The sequence below is a fragment of the Amycolatopsis sp. A1MSW2902 genome (assembly GCF_017312175.1).
GTDB classification, from domain to species: Bacteria; Actinomycetota; Actinomycetes; order Mycobacteriales; family Pseudonocardiaceae; genus Amycolatopsis; species Amycolatopsis nivea.
The window spans coordinates 3,288,416-3,306,407 of sequence record NZ_QJPO01000001.1 but is presented as its reverse complement, the minus strand read 5'-3'; the positions used below and the strand labels follow the sequence as shown (position 1 = coordinate 3,306,407).

At 70.3% G+C, this 17,992-nt stretch carries 17 protein-coding genes and 1 tRNA gene; 11 read left to right on the top strand and 7 right to left on the bottom strand.

Features of this window, described 5'->3' with window-relative positions; genetic code table 11:
* Positions 1 to 344: 344 nt before the first annotated feature.
* Both DMP23_RS15105 and DMP23_RS15100 read right to left on the bottom strand, forming a co-directional pair.
* A complete protein-coding gene (locus DMP23_RS15105) occupies positions 345 to 1,055 on the bottom strand; it encodes an MBL fold metallo-hydrolase (RefSeq protein ID WP_275291991.1) in 711 nt (236 codons plus the stop codon).
* Between the two features lie 15 nt (positions 1,056 to 1,070).
* Positions 1,071 to 1,571: a mycothiol transferase gene (locus DMP23_RS15100; RefSeq protein WP_337821400.1), complete on the bottom strand. Its 501-nt coding sequence runs from the start codon at positions 1,569 to 1,571 to the stop codon at positions 1,071 to 1,073.
* A 43-nt stretch (positions 1,572 to 1,614) separates the two neighbouring features.
* Between DMP23_RS15100 and DMP23_RS15095 the strand changes: the two genes are divergently transcribed.
* The 3 genes from DMP23_RS15095 (at position 1,615) to DMP23_RS15085 (ending at position 6,304) form a co-directional block, all read left to right on the top strand.
* The gene (locus DMP23_RS15095) at positions 1,615 to 2,502 is read left to right on the top strand and encodes a hypothetical protein (protein ID WP_337821399.1); all 888 of its coding nucleotides are present in this window, start codon (positions 1,615 to 1,617) and stop codon (positions 2,500 to 2,502) included.
* Positions 2,503 to 2,611: 109 nt separating this feature from the next.
* Positions 2,612 to 4,288, top strand: a complete 1,677-nt coding sequence (locus DMP23_RS15090) for an ABC transporter ATP-binding protein (protein ID WP_337821398.1) — start codon at positions 2,612 to 2,614, stop codon at positions 4,286 to 4,288.
* 252 nt (positions 4,289 to 4,540) lie between these two features.
* Positions 4,541 to 6,304, top strand: a complete 1,764-nt coding sequence (locus tag DMP23_RS15085) for an ABC transporter ATP-binding protein (RefSeq protein WP_337821397.1) — start codon at positions 4,541 to 4,543, stop codon at positions 6,302 to 6,304.
* 33 nt (positions 6,305 to 6,337) lie between these two features.
* On the opposite strand, the gene DMP23_RS15080 is transcribed toward DMP23_RS15085, so the two are convergent.
* Together DMP23_RS15080 and DMP23_RS15075 are read right to left on the bottom strand one after the other, a co-directional pair.
* Positions 6,338 to 6,541, bottom strand: a complete 204-nt coding sequence (locus tag DMP23_RS15080; protein ID WP_043831019.1) for an MbtH family protein — start codon at positions 6,539 to 6,541, stop codon at positions 6,338 to 6,340.
* Positions 6,542 to 6,561: 20 nt separating this feature from the next.
* Positions 6,562 to 7,899: a lysine N(6)-hydroxylase/L-ornithine N(5)-oxygenase family protein gene (locus DMP23_RS15075; RefSeq protein ID WP_337821396.1), complete on the bottom strand. Its 1,338-nt coding sequence runs from the start codon at positions 7,897 to 7,899 to the stop codon at positions 6,562 to 6,564.
* A gap of 137 nt (positions 7,900 to 8,036) precedes the next feature.
* On the opposite strand from DMP23_RS15075, the gene DMP23_RS15070 reads away from it, so the two are divergent.
* A complete protein-coding gene (locus DMP23_RS15070) occupies positions 8,037 to 8,984 on the top strand; it encodes a methionyl-tRNA formyltransferase (protein ID WP_336157830.1) in 948 nt (315 codons plus the stop codon).
* 103 nt (positions 8,985 to 9,087) lie between these two features.
* Entirely contained in the window at positions 9,088 to 9,951 is an 864-nt protein-coding gene (locus tag DMP23_RS15065; protein WP_037805648.1) for an NAD(P)H-binding protein, read from the top strand.
* Between the two features lie 13 nt (positions 9,952 to 9,964).
* On the opposite strand, the gene DMP23_RS15060 is transcribed toward DMP23_RS15065, so the two are convergent.
* Positions 9,965 to 11,602: an ATP-binding cassette domain-containing protein gene (locus DMP23_RS15060; protein WP_037805647.1), complete on the bottom strand. Its 1,638-nt coding sequence runs from the start codon at positions 11,600 to 11,602 to the stop codon at positions 9,965 to 9,967.
* A gap of 121 nt (positions 11,603 to 11,723) precedes the next feature.
* Here DMP23_RS15060 and DMP23_RS15055 point away from each other — a divergent pair, with 121 nt between their 5' ends.
* From DMP23_RS15055 to DMP23_RS15035, 5 genes are all read left to right on the top strand, one after another.
* Positions 11,724 to 12,614: a PaaX family transcriptional regulator gene (locus DMP23_RS15055; protein WP_078870119.1), complete on the top strand. Its 891-nt coding sequence runs from the start codon at positions 11,724 to 11,726 to the stop codon at positions 12,612 to 12,614.
* The gene (locus DMP23_RS15050) at positions 12,611 to 13,381 is read left to right on the top strand and encodes an enoyl-CoA hydratase/isomerase family protein (protein ID WP_337821395.1); all 771 of its coding nucleotides are present in this window, start codon (positions 12,611 to 12,613) and stop codon (positions 13,379 to 13,381) included. Before DMP23_RS15055 ends, DMP23_RS15050 begins: the two co-directional genes overlap by 4 nt.
* A 152-nt stretch (positions 13,382 to 13,533) precedes the next feature.
* A tRNA-Pro gene (locus tag DMP23_RS15045) sits at positions 13,534 to 13,607 on the top strand.
* 200 nt (positions 13,608 to 13,807) lie between these two features.
* On the top strand, positions 13,808 to 14,404 hold the full coding sequence (locus DMP23_RS15040) for a DUF6461 domain-containing protein (RefSeq protein WP_337821394.1): 597 nt from the start codon (positions 13,808 to 13,810) through the stop codon (positions 14,402 to 14,404).
* Positions 14,401 to 14,787, top strand: a complete 387-nt coding sequence (locus tag DMP23_RS15035; RefSeq protein ID WP_337821393.1) for a hypothetical protein — start codon at positions 14,401 to 14,403, stop codon at positions 14,785 to 14,787. The genes DMP23_RS15040 and DMP23_RS15035 overlap by 4 nt, the downstream gene beginning before the upstream one ends.
* 47 nt (positions 14,788 to 14,834) lie before the next feature.
* On the opposite strand, the gene DMP23_RS15030 is transcribed toward DMP23_RS15035, so the two are convergent.
* A complete protein-coding gene (locus DMP23_RS15030; RefSeq protein ID WP_337821392.1) occupies positions 14,835 to 15,395 on the bottom strand; it encodes a TetR/AcrR family transcriptional regulator in 561 nt (186 codons plus the stop codon).
* Positions 15,396 to 15,431: 36 nt separating this feature from the next.
* On the opposite strand from DMP23_RS15030, the gene DMP23_RS15025 reads away from it, so the two are divergent.
* Positions 15,432 to 16,220, top strand: a complete 789-nt coding sequence (locus DMP23_RS15025) for an MBL fold metallo-hydrolase (protein ID WP_337821391.1) — start codon at positions 15,432 to 15,434, stop codon at positions 16,218 to 16,220.
* 33 nt (positions 16,221 to 16,253) lie between these two features.
* Here the strand turns inward: DMP23_RS15025 and DMP23_RS15020 are convergent, their stop codons facing one another.
* Complete coding sequence (locus DMP23_RS15020) at positions 16,254 to 17,945, bottom strand: AMP-binding protein (protein ID WP_337821390.1); 1,692 nt, start codon at positions 17,943 to 17,945, stop codon at positions 16,254 to 16,256.
* Positions 17,946 to 17,992: the final 47 nt, after the last annotated feature.

Here is a 17,992-nt window from a genome sequence, read left to right as displayed (position 1 = left end):
GCGGGTCGGACAGACCGCGCTCGCCTGCTGCCGGAGGTCGACGTGCAGGCGGCACACGAGGAGGACGCCGCGCTTCATGTCCCCGAGCTTCGATCCCCGGACGGGTGAAGTCAATGTCGGGCCGGACGGCTCTCACGCACTGGAATCCGCGCCGCGGTGTACGGGTTTTGTTCACCGGGCGGGCAGGCTTGTGCCCGGGATCCGGGACAGGTTTCCCGGTCCGCTGCCGAACACCGGCGCGCGGGCGTCACGAAATTGTCGGTGCCGTGGGGTACAAGATCACCATGCACATTTTCCAGGCACAGCAAGCACTCTCCACCGAGCCGGACCGGCGGCGGGCCGGCTCAGCCGCCGAACATCATCCGCCATTCCTCGAGCGATCGGGGCCGGAACACGAAATTCGAGCTCTTCACCCGGGACAGCGACGCCGAAGACTCTGGCGAATACTGGTGTCCCGGATACACCACTGGGTCGCCGGGCAGCGTCGCCAGCCATTGCAGGCTGCGGAAAATCGCGTCCGCGTCGCCGCCGGGGAAGTCGGTCCGGCCGCAGCCCTCCAGGAACAGCGTGTCCCCGGAGACCAGCCGGTCGCCGACCAGGAAGCACTGGCTGCCCGGCGTGTGCCCGGGCGTGTGGAGCAGCCGGATGTCGATCGAGCCGACCGTCACCACGTCGTCGTGGTCGTGCGCGCGCAGGTCGGTGTCCGACACGCCGGTCACCCGGCGCACCCACTCGCTTTCCTGCGCGTTGACGTGGATCGGCACCGGCCGCAGCGCGAGCAGTTCCGCGATCCCGGGCAGCGAGAAGCCCATCATGTCGCCGCCGACGTGGTCGGGGTGGTGATGCGTCGCGAGCACGCCGGTCAGCCGCATCCCGTCGGCCTCCAGCGTCTCGACCAGGTCGCCCACCGCGTACGCGGGGTCCACCAGCACCGCCTCGCCCGATTCGCGGTCCCCGATCAGGTAAGCGAAATTCACCATCTGGGTCGCGACGGGATCCCCGACGGCGAAATCGCGGCCGGCGAGCAACTGGCGGAAGTAGAGCTGGTCTGCCATGCCCGCAGCGTAACGTCACTCCCCCACGGAGCCGTCGGCCAGTTCCCGCAGCGCGTCGAGATGCCCGACGTGCCGCGCGGTCTCCTGCACGACGTGCGCCAGCACCCAGCGGACGGTGAACTCCCCCGACCGGCGCGTGCGGTCCCCCGGCGCGAGCCCGGCCAGCGCTGCCGCCGCCCGTTCCCTTTCCGCCCGGTAAGCCGCGACGACCGTCGTGACGTCGTCTTCCGGCGTCAAGTCCCAGCTCGGGTCCGGCGAGCCCGGCCACAGCGAGGGCTCGTCGGAGCCGCCCGCCTCGATCACCAGCCACCACCGCTCGACGGCGGTCAGATGCTTGAGCACACCCAGCGCGCTGGTGCGCGGCGAACTCGGCAGCGGCGCCGCGGCCGCCTGTTCCCGGGTCAGCCCGGTGATCTTCTGCACCGCAGTCGCCCGGAGGAAGTCGAGGAACCGCGTCTGCACGGTCATCTCGTCGCCGTCGAGCGGATCCGGCCAGACGCGTTCTGCCTCCGCCATGGCCCCGACCCTACTGGCGCCGGAGAGGAATACGCTCGGCGTCATGGTGTGGGGATTTCTGTGCGCGCTGCTGTCCGCGGTGGCCTACGGCGTCGCTTCGGTGATGCAGGCGGTGGCCGCGAAGGCCGCGCCGGACGAGGGCGGCGCCGGGGTCGACCCGCGGTTGCTGCTCCGGGTGCTGAAGCAGTGGAAGTTCGTCGTCGGACTGCTGCTCGACGGCGTCGGCTTCGTCGCGCAGATCGCTGCCCTGCACGTCCTGCCGCTGTTTCTGGTCCAGGCGACGCAAGCCGCGAGCCTCGCGGTGACGGCCGTCGCGGTGCGGGTGTTCGGAGTCCGGCTCGGGGCGCGGGAATGGACCGCCATCGGCGTCGTGATCGCTGGGCTCGCGCTGCTCGGTTCGTCCGCGGAAAGCGAAGGTTCCAGCGAGGTCGGCCTCGGTTTCCGCCTGACGCTCGCCGGTGCCGCCGTGGTTCTCGGGATTGCCGGTCTCCTTGCCGGGCGCGCGGGCGACCGCGTCCGCACCGCTGGGCTCGGGCTGGTCGCCGGGCTGTGCTTCGGACTGGTCGCGGTGGCGGGCCGGGTCATCCCGAGCCTCGCGCCGCTGGACCTGCTGCGCGACCCCGCGCTGTACGTCGTCGCTGTAGCGGGGGCGCTGGCCATGCTGTTCTTCGCCACCGCGCTGCAACGTGGCAGCGTCACCACCGCCACCGCGATGATGGTGCTCGGCGAAACGGTCATGCCGTCGCTGATCGGCGTCCTGCTGCTGGGCGACCGGACCCGGCCCGGGTTCGCCGTGGTCGCGCTGATCGGCTTTGTCCTAGCCGTGGCCGCCGCGCTGGCCCTGGCCCGCTTCGGCGAGCCCGAACCGCCCGTCGCCTCGGCCGGAGACCAGCCGCCGGAAGCAGAACCCGCGGGTCGCGACGTCCGCTGATGACTGCGCCCGGCACGGTCTTGGTGAAAGGTTAGGCTAGCCTTCTTCAGTGGACGAAAGGGAGGAACCGGCGACCGGACCGGCCTCGTCCGCACGAACGGAGGCGCCGATGACCACCGGCCGGGACGTCCTGCGCAGTGCCATCGCCGGACAACGGAAATCCGTCGTCGCCGCAGCCGTCCTCGCGGCGGGGCACCAGGGCGGCGAGGCGCTCGTCCCGGTAGTGATCGGCGTGGTGCTGGACCGAGCCGTCGCCGACAGCTCCGTGCTGACGCTCCTCGGCTGGCTGGCCGTGCTGGCGGTGGTCTTCCTCGTGCTCTCCTCCAGCTACCGCTTCGGCGCGCGGGCCGCGGAGGGCGCGTCCGAGCGGGCCGCGCACGAGATCCGGCTCGCGGTCAGCCGTCGCGTCCTGCATCCTCGCGGCGGCGCGGAAAACGGTGCGCTCGCCGGGGAACTGGTGAGCGTCGGGACCTCGGACGTCCGCCGGGTCGGGATGATCAACGCGGTGCTTCCGTTCGGCATCGCCGCGCTCGCCGGGCTGGTCGTGAGCGCGGTGGTGCTCCTCCGGATGTCAGTGCCGCTCGGGCTGCTCGTCCTTCTCGGCACCCCGCCGCTGCTGTTCCTCGCCCACCTCATCGGCAAACCGCTGGAGAAGCGCAGCGCACTGGAGCAGGAACGCGCCGCGCACGCCTCCGGGGTCGCGGCCGACCTGGTCAGCGGGCTGCGCGTGCTGAAAGGCATCGGCGCGGAACCGGCGGCGACCGCGCGGTATCGGCGCACCAGCCGGGATTCCCTGCGAGCGACCATCCGCGCGGCTCGCGCGCAGGCGTGGCACAACGGCGCCCTGCTCGCGCTCACCGGCATCTTCATCGCGATCGTCGCCCTCGTCGGCGGCTCGCTCGCCGCGAACGGCGAGATCTCCGTCGGCGACCTGGTCGCCGCGGTCGGGCTGGCGCAGTTCCTGCAGACGCCGTTCACCATCTTCGCCTGGGTCAATGGCCAACTCGCCCAAGGCCGCGCTTCCGCCGCCCGAGTCGCCGCAGTGCTCAGCACACCTCCCGCCGTCCCGGAGGGAACCGGCGAACTGCCCGCCCCGGCGACCGGCAGCGTTGAGCTTTCCGCGGTATCGCACGGAAAACTCAACGAACTCGACCTCACCGTCCCGCCCGGCGAACTGCTCGGCATCGTCACCACCGACCCCGCCACGGCCACCGATCTCCTCGACTGCCTAGGCCGCTTCGCCGATCCACACGCCGGTGCCATCCACGTCGACGCGGTGAATCTGTCCACTGTGGACCCCGACCGAGTCCGCGAGGCCGTCCTAGTCGCCGCGCACGACACAGACCTCTTCGAAGGCACCGTGGACGACAACGTCCGCGGCGGAATGCCCGCCATCCCGGACGGAGTGCTCACCGCCTCAGCCGCCGACGAGGTCGCCGCGACTCTCCCCTCCGGCACCGCCACGACCGTCACCGAACGCGGCCGCTCCCTGTCCGGCGGACAACGACAACGGGTCGCCCTCGCCCGCGCCCTCGCCACCGAAGCTCCGGTCCTGGTGCTGCACGATCCGACCACCGCCGTCGACACCGTCACCGAAGCCCGCATCGCCGCCGGAGTCGCGGAACTACGCCGCAACCGCACCACCATCGTGGTCACCACGAGCCCGGCCCTGCTCGCCGTCACCGACCGGGTCGTACTCCTCCAGGACGGCCAGGTCGCCGCCGAAGGCACCCACCCCGAACTCGTCCGCACGAACGCGACCTACCGAGCGGCGGTGCTGTCATGACCCAGCGCGTCGCGGAACCGCGCCCCCACCGCACCACGATCGTGATCACCGCACTCCTCGCACACGGCCACATCACTGCCCAAGGCACCCACCCCAAACCCGCCCACCGAACGGCGGTGCTCTCATGACCCAACGCATCGCGGAACCGCGCCCCCACCGCACCACGATCGTGATCACCGCACTCCCCGAGCACAGCCACATCACCACCCAAAGCACCCACCCCAAACCCGCCCACCAAACGACGGTCCTCCCATGACCCAACGCGAACTCCTCCCCACCGCCCCCGGACCGCGCATCCGGGCTGTCCTGCTCGACCTCCTGCGGCAAGCGAAAGGCCGCGCGATCGGGTCCTTCGCCTTCGTCGTCGGCGCGACCGCGATCGGCCTGCTCACCGCTCCCCTGCTCGGCCGCGTCGTCGACCTCGTCGCCACCCGGCAGCCCGCGGCCGCGCTCGCGTATCCGATCGCCGGTCTGGTCCTGGTCGCCGCGACGTCCGCGATCGCCACCGCCATCGGGGTCTCGATGCTCGCCCGGCTCGGCGAAACCATGCTCGCCGACCTGCGCGAACGGTTCATCGACCGCGCCCTCGGCCTGCCGCTGGAGCAGGTCGAGAAGGCCGGTTCCGGCGACCTGACCACCCGGGTCACCAACGACGTCTCCGTCGTCGCCGACGCGGTCCGGCAAGCGCTGCCCGCGCTCGCCCGTTCGGTGCTGACGATCGTGCTGACCCTGGTCGCGATGGCGATCCTCGACTGGCGTTTCCTCGCCGCCGCCCTGCTGGCGGTCCCGATCCAGCTCCACACCGTCCGCTGGTACGTCCGCCGCGCGACCCCGTTGTACGCCGCCCAGCGAACCGCCGTCGGCGCGCAGCAGCAACAGCTTCTCGACACCATCGGCGGTGCCAAAACCGTCCGCGCATTCCGGCTCGCGGACGCGCACGTCGACCGGGTCCGCGAACGGTCTAACGGCGCGGTGGAGCTGGCATTGCGCGGAGTCCGCCTCGCCACCCGGTTCTACGGCCGGCTGAATCTCGCCGAGTTCGTCGGCCTTTCCGCGGTACTGGCGGCCGGTTTTCTGTTGGTGGGCGCGAATCTCGCGACGGTCGGCGTCGCGACGGCCGCCGCGTTGTACTTCCACAGCCTGTTCGGGCCGATCAACACCGCACTCGCGCTGGTCGACGACGCGCAGGCGGCCACCGCGAGCCTGTCCCGGCTGATCGGCGTCGCGGATCTGCCCGCTCCGGCCGAACCCACCCGCGTCAGCCGTCCCGTCGACGCCTCAGTGAAGGCAGCCGGCGTCGGACACTCCTATGTGGACGACCATCCGGTGCTGCGCGACGTCGACCTCGAGGTCGCGCCGGGCGAACGCGTCGCGCTGGTCGGGGCGAGCGGGGCCGGGAAGACGACGCTGGCCAAGCTGATCGCCGGGATCCATCAGGCCAGCAGCGGCACCGTCTCCATCGGCGGCGTTCCGCTCGACCAGCTCGGCCCGGCCGCCACCCGGCGCGCAGTCGCGTTGATCAGCCAGGAGGTGCACGTCTTCAGCGGGCCGCTGGCCGACGATCTCCGCCTCGCCGCTCCCGAAGCCAGCGACGAAGACCTCCAGGCGGCACTGGCCAAGGTCGGCGCGGCCGAGTGGGTCGAGGCATTGCCGGACGGGCTCGCGACAGTCGTCGGCGAGGGCGGGCATCGGCTGACCGTCACGCAGGCTCAGCAACTCGCGCTCGTACGGTTGGTCCTCGCCGATCCGCCGGTCGCGATCCTCGACGAGGCGACGGCGGAGGCAGGCAGCGCCGGGGCGAAAACGCTGGAAGCCGCCGCAGCCGCCGCGCTCGAAGGCCGCACTGGCCTGATCGTGGCGCACCGGTTGACCCAGGCGGCGGCTTCGGATCGCATTGTCGTTCTGGACGCCGGAGTGGTCGTGGAGTCCGGGACGCACGACGAACTGGTCGCGGCCGGAGGCCGGTACGCCACGCTCTGGACCGCCTGGTCCGGCCTGCGCAGCCACCGTCCGTGAGGGGAACCCCTGACTGAGTTCCCCTCACGACCTTCAGGAGGTTCGGCGCAGCGAAAGCGGGCGCAGGTCGGTCCAGGTGCGCTCGATGTGGTCCAGGCAGGCCTGCCGCGCGTCCGGCCCGAAGGCGGTCCGCCACCCGTCGGGCACGGCCACGAAATCCGGCCACAGGCTGTGCTGGCCCTCGTCGTTCACGAGGACCCGGTAAACGCCGTCGGGGTTTTCGAACGGATTCGTCATCGCTCAGTCCTTTCCCTGCCTCAGCGGATCCCACTGACCGCGTACTCCACCGGATCCGCTCCGGCCGCCCGCCGGTCCACAATGGACTGCAGGATCTCGCCGACCCGCACCGCGGTGTTCGACAGCAGCGACGACGTGATCCCGTGCGTGTGCTCGGTGCCGCCCTGCAAGTAGAGCCCGCCGCGCACGGACGGGTCGGTGGTGATCCGGTAGTCGCGTTCGACCTTCAACCTGCCCTCGCCGTCCCGGCGGCACTGGCCGGCCAGCCCGCCGAGCAGCGGCGTCGGGTCCGCGGGCAGGTAGCCGGTCGCGTAGACGACCGCGTCGGCGTCCAGCACCGAACGTTCGCCGGTCGCCAGCGATTCGACCGTCGCGCGCACGTGCGTGCCCTGGTCGGCGACCTCGACCGGACGCGAAACATTGAACAGCCGCAACCGTTCCACGCCGAGCACCTTTTCCTGGTAGCGCCGCCGGTACAGCTCGTCGATGAGATCGAGGTCGACCGCGGAGTAGTTCGTCGCGCCGTGGTAGCGCATGAGGCGTTCCTTGACCGGTTCGCTTGCCGCGTAGAAGGAATCGACCCCCTCCGGGTCGAAAATCCGGTTGGCGAACGCACTGTCGTCGGCGGGGCTGTAGCCATAGCGCGCGAACACCGCGCATACCTCGGCACGCGGGAACTCGTCGTGCAGCAAGGCGGCGACCTCGGCCGCGCTCTGCCCGGCGCCGATCACCACGAACCGCCGCGCGTCCGTGCCGCGCAACGACTCGACGCGGTGCAGCAGCTCGCTGTTGTGCCAGATCCGGTCTCCGGCGACGACCCCGTCCGGCAGCTTCGCGCGCAATCCGGTGCCCAGCACGAGGTTCCGCGCCCGCAGCTCGACGATTTCGCCGTCCACGCGGGCGCGTACATCGAAGAACGCGACCTCGGCGCCGTCGCGCACCGGTTCGACCGAAACGACTTCGCTGCCGTAGGACACCAGGTCGTCGACCTTCGCCGCGGCCCATTCGAAGTAGTCGTGGAACTCGACGCGCAGCGGGAACAGGGTCTTGTGGTTGATGAAATCGACCAGCCGTCCCTTCTCGTGCAGGTAGTTCAGGAAGGTGAACGCGCTCGCCGGGTTCCGCATCGTCGCCAGGTCCTTGAGGAACGACACCTGCATGGTCGCGGTGTCGATCAGCATCCCGCGATGCCAGCCGAAGCGGGGCTGGCGCTCCAGGAAGTGCGCCGTGACCGTCTCCCCCGAGCCCGCGTTGTGCTCGGCGAGGGCGATCGCGAGCGCGAGGTTGGACGGCCCGAACCCGACTCCGACCACGTCGTACACCGGCACCTGGCTGTCCTCGGCCCCTGCTCGTGACATGAAAGTCCCCTAGCGCGGCACTGCCGCATCACCGTTCTCGACTGACCAATGCTCAAGAAACCCTAACCTAACTTAGGTAAGCCTCAACTAGTACTGTCTGGGTGATGTTCGTCCCGACCACGAAAGGTGCACCGCCGATGCGCGTGGCCATGTTCGGCTACCAGACCTGGGGACACCGCACCCTCAAGGCCCTCCTCGACGCAGGCCAGGACGTGCGGCTGGTGGTCACCCACCCGCCGAGCGACCACGCCTACGAACGGATCTGGAGCGATTCGGTCGCCGGACTGGCCGAGGAGCACGGAATCCGCACTCTGCTGCGCACCCGCCCGGACGACGCGGAACTGCTCGGCGAACTGAAGGCGGCGGACCTCGACCTGATCGTCGCGAACAACTGGCGCACCTGGCTGCCGCCGGAGATCTTCGACCTACCGCGCCACGGCACCCTCAACGTGCACGACTCGCTGCTGCCGGCGTACGCCGGCTTCTCCCCCATCATCTGGGCACTGATCAACGGCGAACCGGAAGTCGGCGTCACGGCGCACATGATGAACGACGAACTCGACGCCGGCGACATCGTCGCCCAGCGCGCGGTCGCGGTCGGCCCGCGCGACACCGCCACGGATCTGTTCCACCGCACCGTGGATCTCATCGAACCGCTCGTGACCGAAGCACTGGGCCTGATCGAATCCGGCACGGTGGTCCCCATCGCGCAGGACCGGACCAAGGCGAGCTTCTTCCACAAACGCGCCCCGCGCGACAGCCTCATCGACTGGACCTGGTCCGCCGAGGAACTGGACCGCCTGGTGCGCGCCCAATCCGACCCGTACCCCAACGCCTTCACCTACCACCGCGGAGAGCAACTGCGCATCGTGCGCGCCTCGGTTTCGGACGGCCGCTACGGCGGAACCCCGGGCCGCATCTTCATCCGCGAAGGCGAGGGCGTGGTGATCGTCGCCGGACGGGACGCACGGCGCGGCCAGTCGCCGGGGCTCCGGATCGAACGCGTCCGCACGGCTGACGACCGGGAACTTTCGGCGGCGGAGTACTTCACGACCATGGGCGGGTATCTCACCGACCGTCCGTAGCCGCCGCCCTCGGCCTCGGACCCCACCTCCGCGACGAGCCGGGTCCGAGGCCGAGATTCAAGTTAGGCTAGCCTTACCTACCTCGCACCGCTAGCCTGTCGGCATGAGCGCTGTTCTGGTGATGGGCGCGACCGGAAAGGTCGGCCGGCACGTGGTGGCCCGCTTGCGGGAACTGGGGCACGCGGCGCGGCCCGTCTCCCGGTCCAGCCCGGTCCGCTTCGACTGGGCGGACCGTTCCACCTGGCAGCCCGCGCTCGCCGGGGCGGACACGCTGTACCTCAACGTATGGGGCGTGGTCGGCACGGCGGATCCCGCGGAGTTCACGGAACTGGCGGTGCGGTCGGGAGTCCGGCGGATCGTGGCATTGTCCGGCCGCGGCGACGACGGCGAGGACTACCTGCTGAAAACCCCGTACGGCCCCTGGGCGCAGGCGGTGATCGACGGCGAGCGCGCGGCCGGCGAGAGCGGCGCGGAATGGACGATCGTGCGCCCGTGCTGGTTCGCGCAGACCTTCGAGGAAGACCCGAAACTGTCCGAACTGCGCGACGGCGAAGTCGCGATCCCGGTCGGCGACGGCGCAGTGCCCTTCGTGGACGCCACCGACATCGCCGCGGTCGCCGTCGCCGCCCTCACCGAAGACGGGCATCAGGAGCAGACCTACGAACTTTCCGGACCGGAACCGCTGACGTTCCCGGAGGCGGTAGCCGAGATCGCGAGGGCGACCGGCCGGGAGATCAGGCAGATGCCGGTGGAGATACCGGAGTACGTGCGCCGCCTGATCGGCCGCGGCTACGACCGGGCGTCGGCGGAAATGCAGGCAGGCCCGTTCGAATGGCTGCACCGGGGGAAAACCGGCTTCCTCAGCGACGGCGTCCAGCGCGCGATCGGGCGCGAGCCGAGGGGTTTCGCCGACTACGCCAAGCGGGCGGCGGCGACGGGCGTGTGGTCCGCGGGCGCACCGAAGTGACCGCGGTTCCGTTCTAGCGCTCGGAAACCTTGCCCCCGTCGACTTCCAGCCGCCGCGTCACCGAAACCGCGTCCAGCATCCGGCGGTCGTGCGTCACCAGCAGCAGCGTGCCCGGGTAACTGTCCAAAGCGGACTCGAGCTGTTCGATCGCGGGCAGGTCCAGGTGGTTGGTCGGCTCGTCCAGCACCAGCAGGTTGACGCCGCGCGCCTGCAGCAGCGCCAGCGCCGCCCGGGTGCGCTCGCCCGGCGAAAGGGTCGCGGCCGAGCGCAGCACGTGCGCGGCCTTGAGCCCGAATTTCGCCAGCAGGGTACGGACTTCCGCGTCGGGGAGCGACGGGACCTCCTGCGCGAACGCGTCCGCCAGCGGGAGGTCGCCGAGGAACAGCCTGCGGGCCTGGTCGACCTCGCCGACCACCACGCCCGGTCCGAGCGCGGCGTCGCCCTCGTCCAGCGGCAGCCTGCCGAGCAACGCCGCCAGCAGCGTGGATTTGCCCGCGCCGTTCGCCCCGGTGATGGCGACCTTGTCCGCCCAGTCGATCTGCAGGTCCACCGGCCCGAGCGTGAACTCGCCGCGCCGCACGACCGCGCCCCGCAGCGTCGCGACCACCGCGCCCGCGCGCGGAGCGGCCGCGATCTCCATCCGCAGCTCCCACTCCTTGCGGGGCTCCTCGACGACGTCGAGCCGCTCGATCATCCGGTCCGTCTGGCGTGCCTTCGAGGCTTGCTTCTCGGTGGCCTCGCTGCGGAATTTACGGCCGACCTTGTCGTTGTCGGTCGCCTTGCGGCGGGCGTTCTTGACGCCCTTCTCCATCCACGCGCGCTGCATGCCCGCCCGGGCCTCCAGCGCCGCCCGGGTATTGGCATATTCCTCGTAGTCCTCGCGCGCGTGCCGCCGCGCGACCGCCCGTTCCTCCAAATAGGACTCGTACCCGCCGCCGTACGTCTTCACTTGCTGCTGCGCCAGGTCCAGCTCCACCACGCGGTCCACCGTGCGGGCCAGGAACTCGCGGTCGTGGCTCACCAGCACGGTTCCCCCGCGCAGTCCGGTGACGAACCGCTCCAGCCGGGCGAGCCCGTCGAGGTCGAGGTCGTTCGTCGGCTCGTCGAGCAGGAAAATGTCGTAGCGGCTGAGCAGCAGCGACGCCAGCCCGGCGCGCGCGGCCTGCCCGCCGGAGAGCGAAACCATCGGCTGGTCGAGGTCGACCGCCAGCCCGAGATCCGCGGCGACCTCGCCGGCGCGGTCGTCCAGGTCGGCACCGCCGAGCGCGAGCCAGCGGTCCAGCGCGGTGCCGTATGCGTCGTCGGCGCCGTCCTCGCCCGCGGTAAGCGCATCCGTCGCCGCGTCGAGTGCGGTTTGCGCGGCCGCGACCCCGGTGCGCCGCGCGAGGAAGGCGCGCACCGACTCCCCCTCGCGCCGCTCCGGTTCCTGCGGCAGGTGCCCGACGGTGGCGGTCGGCGGGTTCAGCCGGACCTCCCCGGATTCCGGGCGGGCCAGCCCGGCCAGCGTCCGGAGCAGGGTGGACTTCCCGGCGCCGTTGACGCCGACGAGCCCGATCACCTCGCCAGGGGCGACGACGAGATCGAGACCGGAGAAGAGGACGCGGTCACCGTGGCCCGCGGCCAGGTCCTTCGCGACGAGTGTGGCGCTCATATCGGAGCCGAGTTTACGGGGAGCCCGCGCGCAGCGTGCCGCGTGTCGGCTCCGTCACTCCGAGTGGGTACTCTGGGCGGGTTGCCGGGTCCAACAAGAGCAGTGAGGTCGGTGAAAAGCGATGGCGGAACCCGCCCCGGTCCCGTTCGGACAGGGGAAGCAGCGGGCTCCCCGGCCGACCGTCAGCAGGCGGCGCGAGGTGAGCCACGCCAGCGCGCGGTCGCTGCTGATGACCGTGCTGGGCGAGTACGTGCTGCCCCGCGACCGTCCGGTGTGGACGTCGATCCTGGTCGAATCGCTCGGCATGCTCGACATCGAGGAGAAGTCCGCGCGCCAGGCGCTGGCCCGGTCCGCGGGCGAGGGCTGGCTGGTGTCCGAGCGCATCGGCCGCCGCGTCCGGTGGTCGCTGACCCCGCCCGGGCGGCGGCTGCTCACCGAGGGCGCCGAGCGCATATACGCCTTCGGCCGCGACGCGCACGCCTGGGAAAACCGCTGGCTGATGCTGATCGTCTCGGTGCCGGAGGCGAAACGCGACCTGCGCCACCGCCTCCGCACCCGCCTCACCTGGGCCGGTTTCGGTTCGCCGGTGGCGGGCGTCTGGGTGAGCCCCGATCCGAGCCGCGAGCCCGAGGCGCAGAAGATCGTCGCGGAGCTCGGCCTCGAAGCGCAGGCCATGTCCTTCACCGCCGAGTACGGCGCGATCGGCGACCAGGAAAGCATGGTCGCGCGGTCGTGGGACCTGTCCGAGCTGACCGACCGGTACGAGGACTTCATCGACCGCTTCACCGGCGTGTCGCCCTCGGGCGCGCAGGCGGTCCTGCGCGCGCAGACCGAACTGGTGCACGAGTGGCGGCGTTTCCCGTTCCTCGACCCGCAGCTGCCCGCGGAGCTGCTGCCCGCGAGCTGGAGCGGAGCCAAGGCAGCCGAACTGTTCCACCGCAAACACGTGGAATGGCGGCCGGCCGCACAGGCGTACTGGGACGAACTCACCGCGAACGAGGAGCAAGCATGACGAGGCTGGAACGCGACGGCGGGCTCGCCGTGCTCACCATCGACGAACCGCCGCTCAACCTGTACACGAAGCCGCTGCAGGACGCGCTTCTCGACGCGATCGGCTCGCTGGAGGAAACCCCCGCCCGAGCCCTCCTGATCCGCGCCGAAGGCCGCGTCGTCAGCGGCGGCGTCGATGTCGCACTGTTCGACGCCCAGTCTTCTGCGGCCGAAGCCAAAGTGCTGTTCGACGAGATGCTCAGCCTCCCGGATCGCCTTGCCGCACTGCCGTTCCCGACCGTCTTCGCCGCCCACGGCCTGTGCCTGACGTGGGCTTTCGAGGTCGCGATGGCCTGCGATCTGCTGCTCGCGTCCTCCCGCGCGAAGTTCGGCCTGGTCGAGAAGGTCGTCGGCCTGACCCCCACCATGGGCGGCACCCAACGCCTAGCCGCCCGGGCCGGGGTCGCCCGCGCGAAGGAGTTCGTCTTCACCGGCACTCCTTTCGACGCCGCCACGCTGGAGCAGTGGAACGTCGTCAACCGGGTCCTGCCAGACGAAGGCTTCGACGAGGCAGCACGGGAATTCACGCGGCAACTCGCCGAGGGACCGACGCAGGCTCATGCCGCCACGAAGCAAATCCTGGCCCACTTCGAACACGGCGGGGTGCCGGAAGCGAACGAGCACGTGACTGCCATTGCGGCTGAGCTGTACAACACCGAGGACTTGCGGGGCGCGGTGAAGTCGTTCCTCGCCGAGGGCCCGGGGAAGGCTCGGTTCAGCGGCCGCTGATGCGGCTTCGCTGCCCCCTGTGCCGGGGTCGGTTTTTATGCCGGTTTGTGCAGGTCAGGAGATAAAGGAGACCTCGTTGCAGGGGCGGTTGGAGGACCCGCTAGAGTAGTCGCATCGCACTTCACGAGGGGTTCCTCGGGGAGTGAGGAGTCCGGGCTGTGGCGCAGTTTGGTAGCGCACTTGACTGGGGGTCAAGGGGTCGCAGGTTCAAATCCTGTCAGCCCGACCGGACGAACAAGCCGCTTGGCTTGGGTGAGAACCCAGGTCGGGCGGCTTTTTTGCTGCGGGGACTTGGTCTTGCCCACGACGTCCCCAGCAGCCGCTTGGGGACCGGATGGGGACCCCGTCGCGTCCGATGTGGAGGGTGGTCTGGTCTCTGCCCCGATCAATGGGAAAAGCGGGTTGCGGGCCGGATAGTATTCCCGGGTGTCGGATGTGGGGGACGAACCTTTCGGCTGGGCCAATGATCCGTCGGTGGTCATGGTGTGCCTGACCTTCGTCCGGGATGCATCCCTGGACGAGATCTTCAGGGTGCTCGCCGCTCAGTCGTTCGGGACAGTGGCCACGCCCTTCTCGTTGGGCGACCTGACAAACAGCACCAACAGCGGCATTCGCATCGCACAGGACAGTCAGTGGGCGGTGGTCGTCGAGCTGGAATCCCTGGCGGCTACGAAATCGGAGATCCTCGCCGCGCTGTCCCGCGGGCGTGAGGTCGTGCAGGTTTTTCGCACCGGATCGGGGATGGAGAACTTCAGCTACTGGCGCGACGGTGAACAGTGGTGCCAGTTCGACCCGATCAATCCCTCCGTCCGGACAGGAAGCCGCCCCGACAGTCTGGTCGCCGAGATGCGGGCCTGCGGCATCTCCCCCGACGGCGGGGCGATGGTGGAGGGCGCTGGGCTGCACAGGCTGGCTGCGACGCTGACCGGCCTGGTCGCTGACACGGCGCTCGTGCTCGATGCCGCGCTTCCGGCCGGAGCGATTCCCCGGCGACGTCGCAGGCAGCTGCCGGACGGTCCATGATTGAGAACCACGGCCAGACTGGCTTCGTGGAGAACAACATCGACCTCGACGCCGCCGAGCAGCAGATCGCGCAGCGGCGCGTCGGCTGGCGCAGGCTCGGCATTCTCGCGGGCGAGACCACCTGGCGGGAGTGCGACGGATGGCCGCACCGGATCACGACTGATCGCGCGACGGTCGCCGACGCCGATTCGATCGGTGTCGAGCTCACCAAAGGCACGCAGCTGGGAATCATCGTGCTGTTCGCCGGCGGCTGGGCGGACTTCATGTTCTATAACGGCGTCGACGACGGCACCGGCATCGTGGAGGCACCCGGGTGGAACGATCCGCTTGACGTCGACAGATTCGGCCAGCTCCTTGATCGGCTCACCAAGCTGTTCTCGTAGCTGCGCACCCGGTGCCAAGCCGGAGAACAAAAAGGGTTCGCCTGACGTCAACCGCGGGCGAGCAGTGCGTACGCGGTGGACGCGGCCTGCCGAAGGAGGCTCGCGTCCGAGCGGGCGCGGGCCAGGACGTAGCCACCCTGGACTACTGACAGCACCATCGTCGCCAGCTCCGCCGCCGGGAGGTCGGCCCGTACGGCACCGGCTTCCTGAGCGTCCTGAATCGCGGGCTCGAGCAGATCAGCGACTCGGCCGAAAGCCTCACCGATGGGCTCCAGCAGTCGAGGGTCGTCGAGCACCGCGCGGTCGTACGTGAGACCGCCGATCTTGCATCCGGCGAGCGCGTCCCGTTCGTCCAGCAGGTAGCGGCGCAATCGGACTAGACCGGGTTCTGTTCCGGCGAGGGAGGACTCCGCAGCTGCTACGACGGCGTTCGCGTTCGCGGCGATCGCGGCGGCTCCCAGGTCGGTCTTCGCCGGGAAGTGGTGGTAGAAGCTGCCCTGGCCGACCCCGCTGGCGGCCATCACCTGGCGCGGGCTCGTCGCCGTGTAGCCGGACTGCCAGATCAGCTCCGCGCCCGTCTCGATTAGCTTCGTGCGGTTGTCGCTCACGAACCCACCATACCTACCTCTAGGTATGGTGGCTGCATGAGCGAAGAAATCACGCCGGACCGGCACCGTTTCGCGATCGGCACGGTCGGAGGGCCGACCGCGGTCATCGACTACGGCGGGCTGCGGTTCGTGACCGATCCGACCTTCGATCCGCCCGGCGATTACGGTGCGTACCGGAAGACCGCAGGCCCGGCGGTTTCGCCCGCCGCGTTGGGGAGGGTGGACGCGGTTCTGCTCAGCCATGACCTCCATTGGGACAATTTCGACCGCGAGGGCCGGGTTTTCGCCAGGAGCGCTCCGTTGATCGTCACGGGCAGGCAGAGTGCCGAGCGCCTCGGGGCTTCGGCGATCGGGCTTGGCGATTTCGAGGTGCACGGGATAGCGGAGGTGCGCGTGCACGTGGTTCCGGCGCAGCACGGGCCCCTCGACGGCGAGCGCGACGACGCCGGCAACATCAACACCGAAGTCCACGGGTTCGTCCTGGAATCCGCCGGGCTGCCCACGGTGTACGTCAGCGGCGACAACGCGGGCATCGGGCCGGTCAAGGCGATCGGGGCCGCGTTTCCCGGGATCGACGTCGCGGTTCTGCACGCCGGGGCCGCGCGGGTGCCGGGCAAGAACGCGGGGCGGGCGCTGACTCTCACCTCCGCCCGGGCCGCTGACGTGGCCGCGTTGCTCGACGTCGGCCAGGTCGTCGCGGTCCATCATGAGGGCTGGTCCGTCTACAGCGAGAATTTCGCTGATCTGAACCGCGAGTTCGCCGAAGCCGGGATTCGGTCTCGTCTGGTTCCGACGAAACCTGGCCGGTGGGCGCTCCGGCACTAAGGGGTTTCGTCCTGGCCGAAAGCCGAACTGAATTCAGTGCTCGTCGGCCACGCGCTGCGCCCGGGCGGAGAGTTCGGTCTTGCGGATCTTGCCCGTCGCGGTCATCGGGAACTCGCCGACGACCTCCACCAGCGGCACTTTGTACGGCGCCATCGCGGTTTTCGCCCACGTGCGCAGGTCCGAGGCGGTCACCGACGCGTCCGGGGCGAGGCTCACGAACGCCACCGGCACCTGTCCCGATTCCGGATGCTCCGCGGGCACGACCGCGGCGGTGCGGACCGCGGGGTGCCGGGACAGCAGGAGTTCCACCTCGGCCGGGAACACGCTCATCCCCTTGACCTTGATCAAATCCTTGTCCCGCCCCAGATAGTGCAGGCAGCCGTTCTCGTCGAGGCGGCCGTTGTCGCCGGTGTGCAGCCAGCCGCCGGTCAACTGCGCGGCCGTCGCCTCGGGGCGGTTCCAGTAGCCGGTCATCACCGACGGGCTGCGCACCACGATCTCCCCCGCTTCGCCGAGCGGAAGCGGGTCGAGGGTGCCGAAGCGGACCACGGCGAGATCTGTGCCGGGCATCGGGACACCGCAGAACACTGGTTCCGCCAACAGGTCCTGGTCCTCGTCCGCCATGCCGTACGGCGTCGCGTCGAAGGTGTGCGTCTCAGTCATCCCGTACGCCGCTTCGCAAAGCACCGAATGCGCGCCGACGGCCTCGCGCCACGCCGCGCGCACGTCCTGGGTCAGCTTGCGCACGAACGAAACGGCCATCGGCATCTTGAGACTGGACAGGTCGCGGGCCGCGAGGTCGGGGCGCTCCAGGAGTTCGAGGTAGTTCTCCACCGTGCCCACCATCGACGTCACGCCGTGCCGTTCGATCGCCGTCAGCGCGGCCTCCGCGTCCCACCGCGTCATCAGCACCGACGTGCCGCCGAGGACGATCGGGTTCAGGATTCCCAGATCCTCGCCGGCGATCCAGAAGACCGGCAGGTAGCACAACGGCACATACCCGGTCTCCACGGTGTGCCCGGTCGCCGCCACGGCCGTCGCCGCGGTATAGAGCATGTGCCGCTGCGTGTGCTGGCAGCCCTTCGGCAGACCGGTCGTCCCGCCGGTGTAGTTCAAGGCCGCCAACGCGTCCAGGTCGGCCGGGTGCTCCGGCGCGGGCGGGTGCGCGGTCGCTTCCGCCCAGGTGGTGGCGGCGAAACCGGTGGGCAGCACCGGGGAACCGCCTGCCGCCGACAACTCCCCCAGCGCCGTCGCGAGCACCTGCCGCACCCGCGTCTCCGGCAGCGCGGCCGCCACGACCGGCAGCACGGTGTCGACCGCGACCAAGACCGTCGCGCCGCTGTCGGCGAGTTCGTAGACGAGTTCCTCCCGCTGGAACATCGGGTTCACCGGCACGTGCACCGCGCCGAGCCGCAGGACCGCCAGCATCGCCACGGTGAACTGCGGGCAGTTCGGCAGGTCCACCGCCACCCGGTCCCCTGCCCGCACGCCCGCGGCGACCAGCCATCCGGCGACCCGGGCGACCAGGTCGGCGAGCTCCCGGTAGGCGATCGTCCGTCCTTCGTAGACGATCGCGGGCTGGTCGGGCCGTTCCCGCGCCCAGTGGTCGACGTGCCCGGGAAGGCTCAGTTCGCCGAGCGGCAGCACGAGGCGGTCCGGGGTGTTCGCCGGCCGTACCCGGGCCTGGCGAGCGCGGACGTCGTCGAGATAGGTCTCGAGGTCCATGTCGGGCTCCTTCGTCACCACGTGTCGATGCGCTTGCGGGGACCGGC

Bases quoted from the DNA above. Each gene is read 5' to 3' on its own strand.
- DMP23_RS15090 (WP_337821398.1), top strand. From the start codon at position 2,612: ATGACCACCGGCCGGGACGTCCTGCGCAGTGCCATCGCCGGACAACGG.
- DMP23_RS15020 (WP_337821390.1), bottom strand. From the start codon at position 17,945: ATGGACCTCGAGACCTATCTCGACGACGTCCGCGCTCGCCAGGCCCGG.
- DMP23_RS15060 (WP_037805647.1), bottom strand. From the start codon at position 11,602: ATGAGCGCCACACTCGTCGCGAAGGACCTGGCCGCGGGCCACGGTGAC.
- DMP23_RS15080 (WP_043831019.1), bottom strand. From the start codon at position 6,541: ATGACGAATCCGTTCGAAAACCCCGACGGCGTTTACCGGGTCCTCGTG.
- DMP23_RS15095 (WP_337821399.1), top strand. From the start codon at position 1,615: ATGGTGTGGGGATTTCTGTGCGCGCTGCTGTCCGCGGTGGCCTACGGC.
- DMP23_RS15075 (WP_337821396.1), bottom strand. From the start codon at position 7,899: ATGTCACGAGCAGGGGCCGAGGACAGCCAGGTGCCGGTGTACGACGTG.
- DMP23_RS15025 (WP_337821391.1), top strand. From the start codon at position 15,432: ATGAGCGAAGAAATCACGCCGGACCGGCACCGTTTCGCGATCGGCACG.
- DMP23_RS15100 (WP_337821400.1), bottom strand. From the start codon at position 1,571: ATGGCGGAGGCAGAACGCGTCTGGCCGGATCCGCTCGACGGCGACGAG.
- DMP23_RS15105 (WP_275291991.1), bottom strand. From the start codon at position 1,055: ATGGCAGACCAGCTCTACTTCCGCCAGTTGCTCGCCGGCCGCGATTTC.
- DMP23_RS15085 (WP_337821397.1), top strand. From the start codon at position 4,541: ATGACCCAACGCGAACTCCTCCCCACCGCCCCCGGACCGCGCATCCGG.
- DMP23_RS15035 (WP_337821393.1), top strand. From the start codon at position 14,401: ATGATTGAGAACCACGGCCAGACTGGCTTCGTGGAGAACAACATCGAC.
- DMP23_RS15050 (WP_337821395.1), top strand. From the start codon at position 12,611: ATGACGAGGCTGGAACGCGACGGCGGGCTCGCCGTGCTCACCATCGAC.
- DMP23_RS15065 (WP_037805648.1), top strand. From the start codon at position 9,088: ATGAGCGCTGTTCTGGTGATGGGCGCGACCGGAAAGGTCGGCCGGCAC.
- DMP23_RS15055 (WP_078870119.1), top strand. From the start codon at position 11,724: ATGGCGGAACCCGCCCCGGTCCCGTTCGGACAGGGGAAGCAGCGGGCT.
- DMP23_RS15070 (WP_336157830.1), top strand. From the start codon at position 8,037: ATGCGCGTGGCCATGTTCGGCTACCAGACCTGGGGACACCGCACCCTC.